This is a genomic window from Streptococcus sp. 1032 (assembly GCF_013277015.1).
In the GTDB taxonomy this organism is placed as follows: Bacteria; Bacillota; Bacilli; order Lactobacillales; family Streptococcaceae; genus Streptococcus.
In genome coordinates, this window is the sequence record NZ_VMMD01000012.1 from 1 (window position 1) to 18609 (window position 18609).

At 40.8% G+C, this 18609-nt stretch carries 14 protein-coding genes and 1 riboswitch; of the genes, 1 reads left to right on the top strand and 13 read right to left on the bottom strand.

All coding sequences use genetic code 11. From position 1 onward, the window contains the following. Both HT711_RS02985 and HT711_RS02990 read right to left on the bottom strand, forming a co-directional pair. The coding region (locus HT711_RS02985; protein ID WP_205403207.1) for a G5 domain-containing protein at window positions 1-924 on the bottom strand (924 nt) is incomplete at its 3' end. Window positions 925-997: 73 nt separating this feature from the next. Beyond that, a complete protein-coding gene (locus HT711_RS02990; protein ID WP_112444450.1) occupies window positions 998-6007 on the bottom strand; it encodes a bacterial Ig-like domain-containing protein in 5010 nt (1669 codons plus the stop codon). 303 nt (window positions 6008-6310) lie between these two features. On the opposite strand from HT711_RS02990, the gene HT711_RS02995 reads away from it, so the two are divergent. Next, complete coding sequence (locus tag HT711_RS02995; RefSeq protein WP_173233512.1) at window positions 6311-7942, top strand: Na/Pi cotransporter family protein; 1632 nt, start codon at window positions 6311-6313, stop codon at window positions 7940-7942. Window positions 7943-8416: 474 nt separating this feature from the next. On the opposite strand, the gene HT711_RS03000 is transcribed toward HT711_RS02995, so the two are convergent. The 11 genes from HT711_RS03000 to HT711_RS03050 all read right to left on the bottom strand — a co-directional run bounded on the left by HT711_RS03000 (window position 8417) and on the right by HT711_RS03050 (window position 18536). Next, window positions 8417-10024: a CTP synthase gene (locus HT711_RS03000; RefSeq protein WP_173233510.1), complete on the bottom strand. Its 1608-nt coding sequence runs from the start codon at window positions 10022-10024 to the stop codon at window positions 8417-8419. 360 nt (window positions 10025-10384) lie between these two features. Then, window positions 10385-10972 carry a DNA-directed RNA polymerase subunit delta gene (rpoE, locus tag HT711_RS03005; protein WP_173233508.1) on the bottom strand — a complete coding sequence of 196 codons (588 nt, stop codon included), beginning with the start codon at window positions 10970-10972 and terminating at the stop codon, window positions 10385-10387. Between the two features lie 127 nt (window positions 10973-11099). Next, entirely contained in the window at window positions 11100-11549 is a 450-nt protein-coding gene (locus tag HT711_RS03010) for a GNAT family N-acetyltransferase (RefSeq protein ID WP_173233514.1), read from the bottom strand. A 4-nt stretch (window positions 11550-11553) separates the two neighbouring features. Then, complete coding sequence (locus HT711_RS03015) at window positions 11554-11973, bottom strand: chromosome partitioning protein ParB (RefSeq protein ID WP_173217898.1); 420 nt, start codon at window positions 11971-11973, stop codon at window positions 11554-11556. Between the two features lie 27 nt (window positions 11974-12000). Beyond that, entirely contained in the window at window positions 12001-12651 is a 651-nt protein-coding gene (locus HT711_RS03020; RefSeq protein ID WP_112444438.1) for a phosphatase PAP2 family protein, read from the bottom strand. Continuing rightward, window positions 12641-13204 (bottom strand): ECF transporter S component, encoded by a 564-nt coding sequence (locus HT711_RS03025; protein ID WP_156012675.1) that lies wholly within the window; start codon window positions 13202-13204, stop codon window positions 12641-12643. The genes HT711_RS03020 and HT711_RS03025 overlap by 11 nt, the downstream gene beginning before the upstream one ends. A 163-nt stretch (window positions 13205-13367) precedes the next feature. After that, window positions 13368-13586, bottom strand: a riboswitch (FMN riboswitch). Between the two features lie 59 nt (window positions 13587-13645). Then, a complete protein-coding gene (locus HT711_RS03030) occupies window positions 13646-14149 on the bottom strand; it encodes a tRNA (cytidine(34)-2'-O)-methyltransferase (RefSeq protein WP_000181388.1) in 504 nt (167 codons plus the stop codon). A 192-nt stretch (window positions 14150-14341) separates the two neighbouring features. Continuing rightward, window positions 14342-15172 carry an energy-coupling factor transporter transmembrane component T gene (locus HT711_RS03035; protein WP_084923254.1) on the bottom strand — a complete coding sequence of 277 codons (831 nt, stop codon included), beginning with the start codon at window positions 15170-15172 and terminating at the stop codon, window positions 14342-14344. Next, a complete protein-coding gene (locus HT711_RS03040; RefSeq protein WP_173233506.1) occupies window positions 15157-16839 on the bottom strand; it encodes an ABC transporter ATP-binding protein in 1683 nt (560 codons plus the stop codon). The genes HT711_RS03035 and HT711_RS03040 overlap by 16 nt, the downstream gene beginning before the upstream one ends. A gap of 281 nt (window positions 16840-17120) precedes the next feature. Further along, the gene (locus tag HT711_RS03045; protein WP_000403160.1) at window positions 17121-17669 is read right to left on the bottom strand and encodes an ECF-type riboflavin transporter substrate-binding protein; all 549 of its coding nucleotides are present in this window, start codon (window positions 17667-17669) and stop codon (window positions 17121-17123) included. An 18-nt stretch (window positions 17670-17687) separates the two neighbouring features. Next, window positions 17688-18536, bottom strand: a complete 849-nt coding sequence (locus HT711_RS03050) for an S-adenosyl-l-methionine hydroxide adenosyltransferase family protein (RefSeq protein WP_112444429.1) — start codon at window positions 18534-18536, stop codon at window positions 17688-17690. Window positions 18537-18609 lie beyond the last annotated feature (73 nt).

An 18609-nucleotide genomic window follows, 5' to 3' on the forward strand; every position in this document is an offset into this window, starting at 1 on the left:
AACATCGTTTCCGACTTTAGTAAAAACCACATCACCTTTAGTCCCAACTTCAACAACCTTCTTCTCCATCGGAACATAATTTTCAACAGTAGTTGGATTACTCAAATCACCAGTGAACTTATTGACTTCATAAGTCGTTACATTTTCACGCAAACCTTCTTTACCATTAGATTTAATATTTCTAACACCGTAATTCAAAGTGTTATTAGCAACATATTCGGTCTCTACAGCTATTTTGGAAATAGGAACCCTCTCCACATTACCAACTTTAATGATTTTTGAAATAGCTTCTTTTTCGACAGATTCAGTAAAAAGATATTCAGACGAAGAACCTCGATAATTAACACCAACTTTGGAAATGATAGTTCGAGGTAAAATAACAGTCCCGTCATCCTTATAAATAGGCTCTTCAATATTATCGTCAATCAAGATTTTCTTATGGGTGCGAGTCTCAGCTAGGATTTCATCATAAGTGGCTGGATAATTAGAGTCCCACCCTCCCGTACTCCCATCACCATAATGTTCTTTAAGTTTAGACCTATTATCTTTGATCACTTCATAAGGTCGATAGACGATTTCGTTAAGATTATCACCTAAACTATAGATTGGTGATGAACTAAGACCATGTTCGATATCAAAGATTTGTTTACCACTCTCACCTTGTCTACCATCTTCATGGTCACCTTTTGTCAAATTTGAATCACCTTCATAAATAGTATCATAATCATAATAATTGACAACTTCAATACTATGAAAATTTTCAGCCGCATAAACAGTCCCATAATCGTCATTCATAATAAAATTGACACCATCGACAAGACCAATACTCAACAAACCAACAGCTACACTAAAAAGTCCAACTGTCAATTTTCTTAAAGCATATTTTTTGCGCAAAGTATACCCACTAAACATCTTATTTTTCATAAATACAAAACCTTTCAAAAAAATAATTTTAAAGTTATTATACCAAAAAAAAAAAAAATCTTTTATTTAATCTTCATCTTCTTTTTTTCTGTTTCAATGTCAAGGCTAAACTAGCAAAGCCAAGGCTGGCCAATCCTGCTATTAAGACTTCATTTGTAGCAACTGTCCCTGTATTTGGCAATTGTTTGCTTGCTTCTTCTGATTTAACTGCTGTATTTTGAGCTGATTTTTCCTGTGTAGCTACTACTGCTGGTTCTATTTTTACTTTTGTTCCAATTTCAACAATTTCTGGAATCGCTTCTTGGATGACTTCTGTTGAACGAAGGCGACGCTGACCGTTCCCATCAACTTCAAAGACATGTCTCAACAGACCATCTCGTCCCTGTATGATGACTCGTTGTTCCCCAACTAGCATATCAGCATTTTCATGCTCTTGACGGTCAAAAGCAACCTTTTCCTCTTGAACTTCCAATTTAGGAGCCTTTTGTTTATCAGAAGGAGGTTGATTAGTAGGTTTTGAAAGGACTGTGTTTTGTTGTTCTGGTTTAGTTGAGATAGTAACAAGGTCATTTGCACCATTAGATTCTACTCGTGGTTTTTCAGCAGATTCATAAACAAAGGCATAATGAGTAAAGTGTGGTGCTGTAAAGATGACATGACTATCCGTTTGTTCAAAAGCCAATTCTACTGCTTCTTTGCCTTCAGGTAAGAAGAAGACTTTCTTCACTTTCTTATCTTTTTCAATTGGAATTTTCACAATAGAAGCGTAAGAGAGATCAACGTCTTGACCTTTTTCATCTAGACCTTCTATTTCAAAGACATGAGCATCTTCTCCAGCAAAGTATTTCTTCTCTTCATCACTTGCTTGAACACGCTCTACTTTCAAGCCCTTGATGACAGTCTTTTCTTTATTTGAGAAGTGTACTTCAACATCTGTTTTACTATCAGAAAAGACTGCTGGTTTGTCTTCTTTCAATAAGGCAACCAGATCTTTCAAACTCTGTTTCGCTGTTGCAAGCTCTTCTGGACTCAAATCTACTTTTTCAACCAAGGCCTTGTTTTTCTCAAGAAGAGGAGCTAGGGCGGAACCTGAAGGATGGTTTGGTTTTGAAGTTAAGAGTTCTTGAGCCTCACCTGTTAAGCGATCGAGTTCTGTCTTTTCTTCCGTAAATTTCTCTTGACCATTCAGAGCTTTATGAGCTTCTGTCAATTTATTAAGTCGGTCATTAACCTGATCTTGGGTGCTAGTTTCATGGTCTTTCAACACTTGTTCAGCCGCTTCAATTGCTTTCAAGAAGGCTTCTTTTACTTCTGGTAAAGCAAAGTTATAGACCACCTTGTTCTTAGCCGCTTCAACTTCTGCTAATTTTTGTTTAAGGTACTCATCGTTCAATGCTGCTTTTGGAGATACCAAAACATCAAAGTTGACTTTATGACCTTGGTAACGAAGAGTCAAGGTTTGACGACCAGTCTTTTGAGCATGGTAACCAGTAATTTCAACTCCCTCATCAGTAAAGGAATGTTCTTCCATGGTGTCATTGCTATAAGCCACTGCAAAGCGTCCTTCAGACAAGTCTAAGCTATCACCAACTAGGTAATCTTTTTTCGGTTCCTGACTCACTTCAATTCCCAAAATAGTTTTCGGACTTGCTTCATCTTGGCTAGTGACAGTCACTGACAACTTCGCATTTACTGGTTGTCCCAAATATTGTAAAGTAAGATTTTGTTCTCCCTTATGATGCGTATCAAAGCCTGATACTGATACACCTGCGTGAGTTAGGCGAATGAGCTCGTCCTCAGCTCCTCCTTCATACTGAACTCGAAGAACACCACCTCTAAGGTCCAAATCCTCCCCTTCGGCGTAGCTTGTTTTCTTAGGTTCTGTTTCTAGGCTGACTGACTTGATTCTTCTGTCATCTTTTGGAACAGAAACTGCTAGGACATTACTAATTTCCTTGCCTGGCAACTGGGTACGATAGTAAAGAAGACCAGATTGATTTGTCAAATCCAATGGTGCACTTGCTAGGTCTCCTCCAACTTCGCTCTTCAAGGTTGCAAGCGGAGTTTGAGAATTTGGATTATCATAAACGGTAATGGTAGCTCCAGCTGGTACATCTGCAAAGCCAACTTGTACCTTGTTATTGCCTAAAGTACGAGCTGCAGTCTTGGCCATCGGAATATTGACACTTTCTGTATCAAGCTTTTCATACATTTTCCAGTTATAGATACGAATAGCCTTCCATGGAGTTCCATTGTCAGAAGTGACAACATTCAAGCGCCAATCTTGAGCTGTGATTGGTTTATCAAGGGTAATATCTGTAACATGGGCTTTATTGCCACGGACTTCCTTAGCCAACTTCCATTGACCATCCGCATCTTTATAATAGAGGTCAAAATCTTTGGTGTTCATCAAACCGTCGTTTACAGATTCTCCACCAGCTCCAGCATGGTCCATCACCCATCTAACAACTGTACGTGGCTGGGTCAAACGAATATCCACACTACCACTTAATTGTCCAGAAGACCACTTGTCTGACAGACTGGTAATGGTACCATTCAACATGCCTTCTATGCCTTCCCCACCTTCTGTTTTAGGGAAGGTACTATCAATAACTGTTGCACCTGGTACGATATTTTCAGCTAATGGTTTTGGTAGGCTGGTATCTTTTACAGTCATGCCCCAATCAAAGGTTGTGGTTGCAGCTTCTGAACGAACTCCATTTTTACCGACTGCTACAACTTTCAGTTCTTGAGTTGTACCTTGAGCACTTGCTGAACGGCTAACTTTTGGTAGATAAATAGTTGTAGAAGATGAGCCAGTTAGTAATTTCCAGCTGTCTCCATCTTTTTCGTAAACTTCATAGAAATCTGCATCCTTGTTGCCTTTAAATTGCACGACTGCTTCTGCTTCTTGGGCATTTTTTAGGACTTGTTTGGCTACAGCTACTGTGGTTGGTGCCTGAGGAGCATCTTGATTATTGCTGATGGTCAATTGCCCCAAGTTAAATTGATAACCTTTTAAGTCTTTATCATTTTCAAAATAGAGTTTAATACCGTAAATTGTTTTACCTGCCAAGGCACTCAAATCAAAATCATCGGTAGTCCAGTTATCTGAAACTGTCAATTCTTTACGGGCAGCTTCATCACCGTAGGTATAATCTTTCTTGGTTGCAAATTCTACATAAACCTTGGTCCCTTTGCCTCCTTTGTGGGCAACATGCAATTTGGTGGTATCTGTCACCTTCAAGCGAGTAGAGTACAAATTCACATCTTGCTTGGTCGCACCTGAAAGATCCCCTGCAAATTTGAGAGAAGTTCCACCATTATAAGCATCTTCAAAATCATAGCTTGCTTTCAACTTATCGCCAGTTGATTTTTGCCACCAGCGCCATGTTGGAAGAACACCTGAAACTGAACGGTAATTCCACTCAGAATCCTTAGAAACCTTACCATCTACGAACCATTTTCTACCATGACCTGTATTAAAAGAAGTAGTAAAAGTATTACCTACTGCTGGCGTACGGTCCGCAACTAGGTTAGCAATCCCATACCAATCTTTATCACCTGGTTTTTGGCCAGTAGGATCACCTTGGTAACCTGTAAAGAAGATATCTTCATTCTTATGATAATCTTCACCAGTTTTTCCTAAACTTGTAATGGTATCTGGGGCGAACAAACCAAGAGAAAGGCGTAATTTCCCATTTTCATCTAAAATGTCATTCCACTTAACCTTGGTCTTGTAGGAACCACCCTGTTGCAATTCCAAACCTGCAAATACATCATAAGGATTACGACCAATCCAGTTGGCAGTTGCAATAGTGTAATCATTTTTAGCCTTATCCCAGTTAAAGTTAGCAAAGAAGTTATCTGCTGGAACCTTATCTCCCTCAGGTTGCATGAATTGGTAGTTGTATTCTCCCAAACCATCTTGGTGGTAACGTCCATAGTTATAGGTCATAGCATCGTACCAAGAATACTTGATTGGATGGTTTACCTTAGCAGCATACTCCTTGGTATAGAGCATAAACTGGCGCATCTTTTCTCCAAGAGGTTCAACCAAATCCCCAGTTGTTTCTTGGTTGATGAAATAGCCATCATAGCCATAATACTTGGCCATATCCACCAATTTACGGGCAATTGGGAAGCTACCATCTGAGTCTTGCTTCAAAGCTTCAGCGAATTTTTCTTGATCTGCAATACTATTAGACCAGTTGAAGAAGAGTGTACCATATACAGGAACCCCGTTACGGTGACCTGCATCAATAACGTCAGGCGTTGGTACGAGACCTTCCCAGAAGACCATTGAATCTAGATATTGCCAATAGTCAAAAGCATAGGCCTTGAACTCTTCTCCACCAACAGAAGCATGGTCTTTTGCTTTAGAATTGGTGTTTGATAGGGCTTGAACTTTTGCTTCCTTGCTAGCTTTTTCATTAACCAAATGACCTGTCCGACGTGAAGCGAGGGCGACAGACCCGCGGTTAATAGCATCATCTTCACGAGCACCTGGTTCCCATTTTAACAATTCTTCCCAAGAATTAAATTTGATTTCCTTTGGTTTTAATGTTTTGTCCGTATTTTTAGGGACATCTGGCTGGACTTCTTTTTCAGTCTTATTAGCTTCTGCTGCTGGCTTAGACTCATCTCCTTGGCTAGTTGCTTCAGGCTTTGCTTCCGTTTCCTTGTCAGACTTTGGTTTTGCTTCTGCAGATGGTGTTTCTGCAGCCACCTCACTTGGTTTTTCCTCTGATTTAGCTACGCTTACTGCCTCTGCAGTTTCAGTAGTTGCAGCTTCATTGCTTGCTGGCGAAGCAGTGTCAGATGCTGTCGCTACTCCTTCTGCCTTTTCTGGCTTATTTTCTCTAGCATGTTCTCCTTCATTCTGCTGATCAACTTCATTGGCCGAATGCTCACTCTCCCCTGAAACAAGCTCTGTATTGACTCCGCTATTTTCAGGAACTGCAGTTTCTTCTGCCAAGGCTGGACCAGCAAATAAAACAGCCCCAATCATCAGCGAGCAGGCTCCTACTGATAACTTACGAATACTGTACCGACAACGTCTTTCAAAAAATGAATTCTTCATTTTCTCCTCCTAAAAGATTGATTTTATTATTTTAAAGAAAGCGCTTAACTTTCTTCGTAAAATTTTTATCCCAATCACAGGGATTAAGATAATTTCTCCCTAATTTTAAAATATTTCTTTTAAATGTCAATATATAAAAGGAAATATCTATATCTAGGTTAGAAATTGGTAAAATTAATATAATTAAGGCCTTTTCTCACGAATTTTCTTTCTAAAATCTTAGCTTAACACTTGTTAGATTTACTTTTATCCTTTAAAATAGAATAGGAGAAATTCCGTTATTATTTTTCGGAGGAAAAAGAAATGTCCATTAATTGGCAGGAAATTTTATTTCACTTTTTAGGTGGTCTGGGACTATTCTTATATAGTATCAAGACCATGGGAGACGGTTTGCAGCAAGCTGCTGGAGATCGCCTTCGTTTTTACATTGACAAGTATACTAGTAATCCTTTCTTTGGAGTTCTGGTTGGTATTGGGATGACTGCTCTAATTCAGTCTAGTTCTGGTGTAACAGTTATCACAGTCGGTCTGGTCAGTGCCGGTCTCCTAACCTTACGTCAGGCTATCGGGATTGTCATGGGGGCTAATATTGGGACAACAGTCACATCCTTTCTTATTGGGTTTAAACTAGGTGACTATGCCCTGCCTATGCTCTTTATCGGTGCTGTCTGCCTCTTCTTTACAAAAAATCGGACAGTCAATAATATCGGACGCATCCTCTTTGGTGTCGGTGGTATCTTTTTTGCCCTCAATCTCATGAGTGGCGCAATGGCTCCACTCAAAGATTTACAGGTCTTTAAAGACTATATGATTGAGCTAAGTAAGAATCCTGTTTTGGGTGTCTTTGTCGGTACCGGCTTGACCTTACTGATTCAAGCTTCCTCGGCTACCATCGGGATTTTACAAAACCTCTACGCCAGCAACCTCATTGACCTGCAAGGAGCTTTGCCAGTTCTATTTGGTGACAATATCGGGACAACCATTACAGCCATCATTGCCTCTTTAGGTGCTAATATTGCAGCTAAACGGGTAGCAGGTGCCCATGTCGCCTTTAACGTGATTGGTACGGTTATCTGTATTGTCTTCCTTGTACCTTTCACTGGCTTGATTCATTGGTTTGAATCTACGCTAAATCTAGCACCGGAAATGACCATCGCCTTTGCTCATGGAACCTTTAATATTACCAATACCATTGTCCAATTTCCATTTATCGGAGCTCTGGCTTACTTTGTAACCAAGATTATTCCTGGAGAGGACGAGATTGTCAAATACGAACCCTTATATCTTGATGAACATTTCATCAAACAAGCCCCATCTATCGCTCTCGGAAATGCTAAGAAAGAGCTCTTGCACTTAGGAAACTACGCTGCTAAAGCCTTTGACCTTTCCTATAAGTATATCATTGACTTGGATGAAAAAGTTGCTGAAAAAGGGCATAAAACCGAAGAAGCAATTAACACCATCGATGAGCAATTAACACGTTATCTCATTGCCCTTTCAAGCGAAGCTCTCAGTCAAAAAGAAAGCGAAGTACTCACCAATATCCTTGATTCCTCCCGTGATTTGGAACGGATTGGAGACCACGCGGAGGCTCTACTCAATCTGACTGACTATCTTCAACGGAAAAATGTTGAATTTTCTGATGCCGCCTTGAAAGAATTAGAGGAAGTTTACCGCCAAACTAGTGACTTTATCAAAGATGCTCTGGATAGTGTGGAAAACAATGATATTGAAAAAGCACGCAGTCTTGTAGAACATCATGAAGCAATCAATAAGATAGAACGTGTTCTCAGAAAAACCCACATCAAACGCCTCAATAAAGGCGAATGTTCAACACAAGCTGGGGTAAACTTTATCGATATCATCTCACACTACACTCGTGTATCAGACCACGCTATGAACCTTGCTGAAAAGGTTTTTGCAGAACAAATCTAAAAACCAAGAAGCTATCCTGAATGGGATGGCTTTTTGCTTTTCCTAAGCAAGACTAGGCTGAATGAAACTGAGAGAGTATTCTGCAGATATAGTGGATTAATACTCAATGAAAATCAAAGAGCAAACTAGGAAGCTAGCCGCAGGCTGTACTTGAGTACGGCAAGGTGAAGCTGACGTGGTTTGAATTTGATTTTCGAAGAGTATAAATTAAAAAAGTATAGTGTATTGAATCTATAACAGTACACCTTGACTGCTAAAATATTTCTAGAAATTGATTTGGCTTTCCGAATTAATTTGTTCAGATTTTATTTCACTTCAATATACTGATAAATCCATTCACTAGCACAGGGCAAGAGGGAGTCGCTATTGATTTCAACGGTAGCAGGTACATACAGAGGACTCCTAACTCAGATATACTGCAATATCATTGTATGCAAAAAACCTCTGAGATTCTTCTCAAAGGTTCTGATTTTGCTAATTGCTGTTCTCAACCGCTGCAGTAATAAAGGCAGTGTAGAGTTCTTCTGGACGATTTGGACGACTTGACAGTTCAGGGTGATACTGACACGCTACAAAGAATTTATTTTCAGGAATTTCCACGATTTCTACCAGACGATTGTCTGGAGACACTCCTGAAAAGACAAAGCCTGCTGCCTCAAACTGCTCACGGAAGGCATTGTTAAACTCATAGCGGTGACGGTGACGGCGTTGCACCACTTCTTGATTGTGATAAGCAGCCGCTGCCTTAGAGCCACGTTTCAACTTAGACGGATAAAGCCCCAAACGAAGGGTTCCGCCCATATCCTCAACATCAATCTGATCACGCATGATATCAATGATAGGGTATTTTGTTTCTGGTGCAAGCTCTGCAGAATTGGCACCTTCAAGACCTAAAACGTGACGAGCAAATTCAATACAAGTTAACTGCATTCCCAAGCAGACACCCAACATTGGAACATCATTCTCACGCGCATAGCGAATGGCTTGGATTTTCCCTTCCGTACCCCGTTGACCAAAACCACCTGGTACGATAATTCCGTCTGCATCAGACAAAAGCTCTGCCACATTCTCTGCTGTCACATCATTGGCATTGATCCAATTGATTTTAACTTCTGCACCGTTGGCATAACCAGAGTGTTTCAAGGCTTCAACCACAGAAATGTAGGCATCTTGCAATTCAACATACTTACCGACAAGGGAAATTTTAACTTGTTTCTTGAGGTTCATGACCTTGTCCACCATGGCTGACCATTCTGTCATATCTGCTACTGGTGCGTCTAATTTCAAATGGTCACAGACAATTTGGTCCATACCTTGCGCCTGCAAGTTCAATGGAATTTGGTAAAGGTGTTCGACATCCAACGATTCAATAACGGCTTCTGGTGCCACATCACAGAACTGGGCCAGTTTGTTTTTAATTCCTTGACCAGCTGGCTCTTCTGTACGAATAACCAACATATTTGGTTGGATTCCCAAACCGCGTAATTCCTTGACAGAGTGTTGGGTTGGTTTGGTCTTCATTTCACCAGCAGCCTTGAGGTAAGGAAGCAAGGTTGTATGGATGTACATGACATTATCCGCACCCACATCTGCCTTCATCTGACGAAGGGCCTCTAGAAATGGCAAAGACTCGATATCTCCTACTGTTCCACCAACCTCTGTGATAATGACATCAGAGTCGGTCGTTAGAGCGGCACGCTTGATTTTTTCTTTCAAAGCATCTGTGATATGAGGAATGACCTGAACGGTTGCCCCAAGGTATTCTCCACGGCGTTCTTTACGAAGCACTTCACTGTAAATTTTACCAGTTGTCACGTTGGAATATTTGTTGAGATTGATATCGATGAAACGTTCATAGTGACCCAAGTCCAAATCTGTCTCAGCTCCGTCATCTGTCACAAAAACTTCCCCGTGCTGGTAAGGACTCATAGTTCCCGGATCAATATTGATATAAGGGTCAAACTTTTGAATGGTTACTTTGAGACCACGATTTTTCAAGAGACGACCCAGACTCGCTGCGACAATCCCTTTCCCAATAGACGACACCACACCACCAGTTACAAAAATATATTTCGTAGACATAGATTCCTCTTTCTAAAATGCTCAAGGTCTTGCTAACTACGTGGGGACATAGAAAACAAGACCCTACTAATAAGAATAATCTGGGACAACTGCACCAGATTCACAACTAATACTCTTCGAAAATCTCTTCAAACCGCGTCAACGTCGCCTTGCCGTAGATATGTGTTCCTGACTTTGTCAGTNNCAACCTGCGGCTAGTTTCCTAGTTTGCTCTTTGATTTTCATTGAGTATAAAATACAAGAAGATAACTTCTTGAAAAAACAAAAATAGCTCCCTAAGAACTAGGGAGCCCCGACCTCTAAAAGAGGTGCCCGAACAATATGATACCTAAAAATAGGATAATTGTCAATACCTAACTTTTATTCCTCGCTGGTTTCAGCATCATCTTCTGAGAACTCGTCATCCTCCTCGTTGAGATCCACGTCTTCACCCAAGTCATCAGGGGCGATTTCGTTGATTTCTGCATCATAAGCTTCCACTTCATTTTTCTCATCATCTGGATTTTCATCATCATATGAAAGAGCTGGATCTGCTTCGTATGCATCTTCGTCTTCTGGATCATCTGCATTGTAGTCAATAGCATCTGAATCGCCGTCCATAAAGGCATTGACGCGTTTTTTCTTAGCTTTTGGTGCCACTTCATCGTCATCATTTTCTTCAAGAGCGATGATTTCTTCGTCAATTTCGTCCACACCATACCATGAACGAAGCCCCCATTTGTTGTCTCCAAGCGAGATGAAGCTACCATCAAAGTTCAACTCTGTGTAGAACAAAGGCAAGGCTTCACGGATATCGCTGTTTGATGTTCCAAGGTAGTTTTGAATTTCGTTTACAAGATCGCTAAAATGCATCTCATGATCACGACCACGAAGTTCCAAGATAGCACGCGCTACCTCAATCATAGATAGTTCACTTTTTTCTTGCCCAGTAAATACTTCTAATTCCAAAGCGTTTCTCCTCATTTATACTACTATCGCCAGAGCGAACAGACTCTGACCTCATTTTATCATTTACTCTTTATTTTACGATAATTTTGCGGAATAGTCAAAGGTTAAGGGGGAGAAAGTGGCAGGATTAGACTAATTTCAGTACAAAACTCCTTCCTTTTTCTGTTGCTCCATTTTCCACAAATCCAAGCGACTTGAAACACCTCCTAGAAGCATGATTGTAGGTGTAGATTTCCTTGACTCTCAATTCTTTCCATCCTTTTACTCGAGCCAATTCAATCAAAGTACTTAGAATCTTTTTTCCAAGTCCTCGATGTTGGTAAGCGGAATTCCCAATCACAATGGGGAGATTATCCTGAGATAGTGTAACATCCCCAATTGGAAACCATTCTCCCTTCTCCTTGACTTCAATCCAAAAAAGTTCACCATGCTGATCCAAATAGGAATACATGGCTTCCAAAGTTTCTTGACTATAAGGAAGCTTCACCCCATCTACGAGGTAAACCAAGTCCACATTCTGATACCAAGCAAAAGCTTCCTCACAATGATTGACCTTACAATAAGGAACAAGACGCAGTGCATTATCTATTTGTAAGATCTCTTTCATCTGCTTTCCTTTTCAATAAGAGAGTTGCTGCTTGATTAAAACCATCACACCAGTTATACCATTTTGCTTCATACTCACCTTGAGGTAAGATATGATTTTTTAAATCCAGAACAGAGTAAATCTTTCTTTCCTCACAAGCTTGCGCATAGAGATGATATAGTTCATCACCGCCGTCTCTATCCCACTCAGCAGAAATCGTATCCCGACCTGCCAATAAAGCCTGATAAGCCCTGTGATGCCCATCTGTAATCAACAAGCAATCTCCGAACGCAAGAATACTGATTGGAGCAACATTGATTATTTCTGCCGACTGATAAAGTGTCTGGATGCCTGCTAGTTTCTTTTCTGATAAGTATAGTTGAGTCGGATGGAGATCTTTTATATTGACTTTCATTTCTTTCTCCTCAAGGGAATTCGATACTCACTTCTGCTTGCCTTTAAATCGCCATTGGAAGCGGAGCTTGTCATAGAAGGGAAACTCTATAAACAGGACTCCCAAGCCCACACAGAGACTGGCAAGAACGTCTGATGGATAATGAACTCCCAGATAGACCCTTGATACCAACACACTGACTAGGTAGAGGCCAAGGACGATTTGTACGATTTTTCTCTCGACCGAATCTTTAATCCGCTGACTAAGAATAACAATCAGAGAACCGACCATCAAGGTTACAGCCAGAGAATGGCCACTTGGGAAGGAAAATCCCTTCTCATCTACCAAGTGTAAAATAGCTGGTCGTGGGCGCTGGTAAATATTTTTAAAGGTCACGATTAAAAGACCTGCCAAAGCCAGATTTCCCAGCATGAAGAAACTTTCTATCTTCCACCGCTTACGATAAAAGACAAAAGCTGTAATAACAACCCAAGTGATAATCACCGGAATATCAATCAAGCGTGTGATGGCTCGGAAAAGAATAGTCAAATAATCTGGTAAGTCTCCTCGAACGGCAGTCTGTATCGGTTGGTCAAAACCGACCAGCGTTTCAGGGTAAAATTTGACCATGTAGCCAAGAATAACGAAAAGTAAAAGGGCAAAACTGCCCTTCATTAAAAATGTTTGTTTATCTTTCATAGTGTTTTAAGGTTGGTTTCAAAAGGACGTACAACAACCAGAATGAAACGGAAAAGATTACACCCTCAATCAAGTTAAAAGGTAATACCATGGTCATTAGGTAGTTGGACAGTCCCAAAATTTTTCCAATATCAAAGTTAGCAAACTTAGCGTACAAAGGAACAGCATAAACATAGTTGAGAACCAACATAGCCACGGTCAAGCCAATAGTTCCAGCTAGAGATCCTAGTAGGAAACGAAGGGTTGTCCGTTCCTTTTTCCAAATCAAAGCAAATACGATGACAAAAATTCCCAAAGCCACGATATTCATCGGCAAGCCAATGTAAGTATTCACTCCCTGACTGTTAAGAAGCAATTTCAAGAGTGAGCGAAGCAAGAGAACTCCTAGAGCAGCAGGCAAATCCATGACCACCAGACCCACAAGGACGGGCAAGATACTAAATTCGATCTTGAGGAAGGATGCCGCTGGTAAGAGCGGAAAGTCAAAGTACATCAGCACAAATGAGATGGCTGATAAGATTGCAATGGTCGAAAGTCGACGTGTGTTTGTCATAACAGGTTCCTCCAATTTTCTATAAAATCAGAAGAAGTTAGAAAGGATTCCTCTATCTATTCTCACTTTTTATATCCCAAAAGTTCCCTCTCACTCTATTAAGGAAATTCAAGTAAGCGGTTACAGTTTAGCTATAAATCTATCAGAACAGACAAAGCTATTCTTTCGTCTTCTCCCATCCAGACTATACTGTCGGTTGTGGAATCTCACCACATCAGCTTGCGCTCGCGGACTTATTTGGCTAAGATATTTTAGATTTATCTAGGCGTCGCAGTCGAAGATAATACTTAAAGTATATCGAGACAAGACAACGACGAGAAAGCTAAAATAGATAGTCAAATTTACCGCCGGTCGGGAATCACACCCTGCCCTGAAGACTCTTTTATCATAACAAAAAACGCTTGCAAGCGCAAGCATTTTGTTCATTTTCATTTTCATTTTTTATTTCAATTTATCCACTTCATAGGTATGAACAAGCTCAAGACCTGCAAAGTTCTGTTGACGGAGGGCTTCGTAGACAATCATGCAGACGGTATTCGACACATTGAGACTGCGGACATGTTCATCATTCATAGGAATACGGAGAGCCTTCTCAGGATGTTCGCGCATAAAGTCCTCAGGCAAGCCCTTGTCTTCACGTCCAAAGAGGAAATAGTGGTCCTCGTCAGTCGATAAATCCACCTCAGAATAGACTTTTTCAGCGAATTTCGAAATTAGATAGAGTTTTCCCTTCATCTGAGACATGAAATCTTCCAAACTCTCGTAAAAATAAATCTCTAGCTTATCCCAATAATCCAACCCAGCCCGCTTCATCTTGCGGTCATCGATAGGAAAGCCCATGGGCTTGATGATGTGGAGGGGAGAATTGGTTGCAGCGCAAGTACGCGCGATATTGCCTGTATTTTGTGGAATTTGTGGCTCAAATAATACAATGTGATTTGTCATGACTTGCTTCCTTTCACCATTGCAAAAAAATAGCCACACTGCCCGGAGTCAAGCTCAGCAAACAGCGTGGTTAAGGCATCGTTAACTTACCTCACAACAGGTTTGAAGTAAATCAGCGAAACTACTTTCTTAGTATAACACTTTCAGAATCATTGTCAATAGAAACGACTTGATTTTTTCAATTTTTTCAAGCTATTTCCAAGGGTTGTAAAATCGTCCCTGATTCTGCAAGATAAGTAGTAAACTAGCTACTAAAAACAAGGCTGCCAAGAACAAGGTAAGATAGTCTCCTTTTTTCAAGGCCTGATAACTATACCAAGTGCGTTTTTTCTCTTTCCCAAAGCGACGAAGCTCCATGGCGGTCGCGATGGTATCAATGCGTTCTAGCGAGCTAAAAATCAAGGGAGTGATAATGCGCAGATTGCCTTTGATTCGTTGCATTAGAGAAGCTTTCTTGGATAATTCCATCCCACGCGCTTCCTGAGACATCTTGATGGTAAAGAATTCTTCCTGCAAATCTGGAATATAGCGCAAGGTCAGGCTGACTGAATAGGCAATCTTATAAGGCACACCGATTTGATTTAAACTGGAAGCAAACTGACTAGGGTGGGTTGTCATCAAAAAGATAATAGCCAGAGGAATGGTGCAAAGGTACTTAATGGCCAGATTTAGCAGATAAAAGAGCTCCTGGCTGGTTAGAGTGTAGGACCCGATTCCCTGCCAAATCACACTTCTCTCTCCGTAAAGTCCAACCCCATACTCAGGAGAAAAGAGATAGACCATCAAGACGTTTAAAACGGCAAATACCGTCGCAAAAACTGCTACAAAGGAAACATCTTTAAAACGGATTTCTGACAAATAGAGGAGAAAGACCGAAAAAATAGCAATCAGAACAAGCAGTCTGGTATCATAGCTAATCATGGCAGCCAATGACACGAGAATGAAAAAGAGGAGTTTACCAGCTCCTGACAAGCGATGAATCACAGTATCTCTATGCTGGTAACCAATTAATTTAGCTTGCATCCTTCTCTCCTTTCTTTGTAAAATGCCGTTAAAGCAAGTGGATCCACGTCTAGTTTCTTGGCCAAGTTGAAGATTGAAGTTTCTTTTAGGTTGGCTTTTACTAACAGCTCAGGATTGCTCAAAAGACTAGCTGGATCGGTATCGGCAATCAATTCTCCATCAACCATGACAAGAGCACGATCAGAATAATCCAGCATCAATTGCATATCATGGGTAATCATGACAATGGTATGACCTTTTTGATGCAGTTCTTCAAGAAATTCCATAATCTCAGTATAGTTCTTCTGGTCTTGGCCTGCAGTCGGTTCATCTAGGAGAATAATTTCAGCTCCTAAGACCAAAATTGAAGCAATGGTGACACGTTTTTTCTGACCAAATGACAGGGCAGAAATGGGCCAATTACGGAATTCAAAAAGACCGCAGATTTTCAAGGTTTCATAGACTCTCGTTTCAATTTCCTTCTCATCCACACCTCGCAAACGGAGTCCTAGAGCCACCTCATCAAAAATCATATTAGTTGAAATCATTTGATTGGGATTTTGCAGCACATAGCCTACTCGTTCCGCCCGCTCTGCAACAGAATCTCCTTTTATATCCTGACCTTTCCAAAGATAAGAACCTTCCGTCTGGATAAAGCTACTTAAGGCCTTGGCAAGGGTTGATTTCCCAGCCCCATTTTTCCCGACAATGGCAATCTTTTCACCCTTTTTAATATCCAAATGTAGGGACTTTAAAATCGGTCTATCATCATAAGAAAATGACACGTCCTCTAATCTAAAGAGTGACTGCAATTCTGGGCTTTCTTTTACCAGTTCATTCTGCAACTGAACCTGACCTTTTGAGATAGACAAGTTATCCAGATTTGCTAATTGTTCTTCCTTAGCTAAATCCACACCTAATTGACGGAGAGTAGTTAGATAAAGGGGTTCGCGAATTCCATTTTGGGTCAACAAATCAGTCGCCAATAACTGATCAGGACTCCCATTAAAGAGGATACGGCCATCGTTTATCAAGACAATCCGATCCACAGAGCGATGCAGAACATCCTCTAAACGGTGCTCGATAATAAGGGTCGTCGTCCCCTCTTCCTTATGAATCTGGTCAATCAATTCGATAATATCCTGACCTGACTTGGGATCAAGATTGGCGAGTGGCTCATCAAACAAGAGAATCGGACTCTCATCAATCAAGACACCAGCCAGACTGACTCGCTGCTTTTGTCCACCTGACAAATCCTGAGGACGCTGATCCAGTAAAGAAAGAAGGTCCAGCTTTTCAGCCCATTTATAAACACGATTTTTCATCTCTTCTAGTCCTGTTACATCATTTTCCAGAGCAAAAGCCAAGTCCTCTGCCACGGACAAGCCGATAAACTGCCCATCTGTATCCTGCAAAACCGTGCTGACTAAATGAGATTTATCATAGACACTCATATCAAAAGCGGCTTGACCCTTGATCACAAATTCTCCAGACATCTGACCCTTGTAAATATTGGGAATAATCCCATTCAAACACTGACCCAAGGTAGATTTACCTGACCCAGATGGCCCAACAATTAAGACTTTCTCTCCCTTGTAAATGGTCAAGTCTACCCCTTGCAAGGTCGGTTCTTGTTGTGTTTTATACCGGAAAGAGAAATCCTTCCACTCAATTATAGCTTCTTTCATCTTACTCTCTTCATTCGCTTCTTAGACTTCTATTTTATCATAAATCTACCCCTTCTTGCAGTCTCTTCTCTTAAAATCTTAGCGCCAAAAAGATTCCTATCCTAGCTTACTTGCCTAACTAATCAATAAACAGCAAAAAGACTGGTTGCCCAGCCTTCCCCATCATTTTATACTCAATGAAAATCAAAGAGCAAACCAGAAAGCTAGCCACAAGTTGCTCAAAACACTGTTTTGAGGTTGCAGATAGAGCTGACGTGGTTTGAAGAGATTTTCGAAGAGTATTAGTCCTTTTTCAAACTTCCTGCACGAGTTTGAGTTCCTGCGTAGGCAAGCAAGAGAAGAGTTCCTGCAATAGCTACAGATACACCATTAGCAATTCCCGCAACAATCCCTTGTGCAAATACTTTTTCTGCCGCTTCTTGATAAATCACAACATCTCCAAGCGGTGCCAAGACACCCCAAACAAGGGCATTTGCAAGTAGTTGAATGAGGTTAAAAATAAGAATATCTTTCCAGTCAAAGACACCATTGATCACGCGAACGTACTTTCTAAATAGCCCCACAGCTAGACCAAAGAGCCCACTAGCGATAATCCAAGTCCACCACAGACCGTAACCAGCAAGAGAGTCCTTGATTGCATGACCAATCAACCCGACAAGCAAACCGATAATCGGTCCAAAAATAATAGAAAGTAGCGCTTGTACCGCATACTGAAGCTGGATGCTTGTATTGGGAACAGGGGTCGGAATGTTGATCATCCCGATGACGACAAAGAGGGCAGCGCCAATTCCGACAGCAACAACTTGTTTAATTGTAAATTTGATTTCCATACTATTTATTCTCCTATTTTATCCTTCTATTTTCTTTATTTCAATGGTCCAAGATGAACCGACACCCACATTATAGGCCTTGGCAAAAGAACCTTGGTTGATAGCCAGACCTAAACGATAGAGAGAGTTGATGTAAAGGATGGGTTGCCCAATTCTCACATCCGCAAATGATTTGCCATAAACAACCTGATTTTGATAGACCAGCATATCAGCGTGATAGATAGTCACTTCAAAACGGTCACCAAAGTCTGGTTCCAGTTTGTAAAATTCTTCTCGCGTGATAGAGGTCCAAAGCGAACCAAAACGCACATCCAGAATATCAATAGCTCCCTTCACCAAATGATCTTCAATGATGGTCTCTACGACTGGAAGCTCTACAATATGGTCTACACTGAGCTCTGGCCCCACTTCCTCAAAAGTAATGTGACCGCTGGCCAGTTTAGCACCAGTATAAGCATAAACATCACGACCGTGGAAGGTATAAGAATGCTCTGTGTTTTGACGTCTATTGGCCACTTCAGAAATTTCACGAATAGCTACAATGCCAACGTGTTTCTTGATAAAAGAAAGCGTTCCATTATCTGGCGTGACAATGTATTGATTTTTTGCAGTCTTGGCAACCACACTCTTACGTTTCGAGCCGACACCTGGATCGACAACCGATACAAAAGTCGTTCCCTCAGGCCAGTAATCCACCGTCTGAAAAAGACGGTAGCTCCCCTCAAAAATATTATAAGGCGTAATATCGTGCGTCAAGTGATGAATTTTTAAGGTTGGAGATTCTTCTAAAGCCACTCCAATCATAGCCGATACCGCACCATCAACCAGACCAAAGTCTGATTGTAATACCAGTAAATTATTATTCATTTTATCTCCTTGTATATCCTTTATCATACCATATTTCAGAGAAAGTCGCTAATAGCTATTTCAATTGGTTAGG

Coding starts and splice junctions, on each gene's coding strand:
- HT711_RS02990 (WP_112444450.1), bottom strand. CDS start 6,007: ATGAAGAATTCATTTTTTGAAAGACGTTGTCGGTACAGTATTCGTAAG.
- HT711_RS02995 (WP_173233512.1), top strand. CDS start 6,311: ATGTCCATTAATTGGCAGGAAATTTTATTTCACTTTTTAGGTGGTCTG.
- HT711_RS03000 (WP_173233510.1), bottom strand. CDS start 10,024: ATGTCTACGAAATATATTTTTGTAACTGGTGGTGTGGTGTCGTCTATT.
- HT711_RS03015 (WP_173217898.1), bottom strand. CDS start 11,973: ATGAAAGTCAATATAAAAGATCTCCATCCGACTCAACTATACTTATCA.
- HT711_RS03020 (WP_112444438.1), bottom strand. CDS start 12,651: ATGAAAGATAAACAAACATTTTTAATGAAGGGCAGTTTTGCCCTTTTA.
- HT711_RS03025 (WP_156012675.1), bottom strand. CDS start 13,204: ATGACAAACACACGTCGACTTTCGACCATTGCAATCTTATCAGCCATC.
- HT711_RS03030 (WP_000181388.1), bottom strand. CDS start 14,149: ATGACAAATCACATTGTATTATTTGAGCCACAAATTCCACAAAATACA.
- HT711_RS03035 (WP_084923254.1), bottom strand. CDS start 15,172: ATGCAAGCTAAATTAATTGGTTACCAGCATAGAGATACTGTGATTCAT.
- HT711_RS03040 (WP_173233506.1), bottom strand. CDS start 16,839: ATGAAAGAAGCTATAATTGAGTGGAAGGATTTCTCTTTCCGGTATAAA.
- HT711_RS03045 (WP_000403160.1), bottom strand. CDS start 17,669: ATGGAAATCAAATTTACAATTAAACAAGTTGTTGCTGTCGGAATTGGC.
- HT711_RS03050 (WP_112444429.1), bottom strand. CDS start 18,536: ATGAATAATAATTTACTGGTATTACAATCAGACTTTGGTCTGGTTGAT.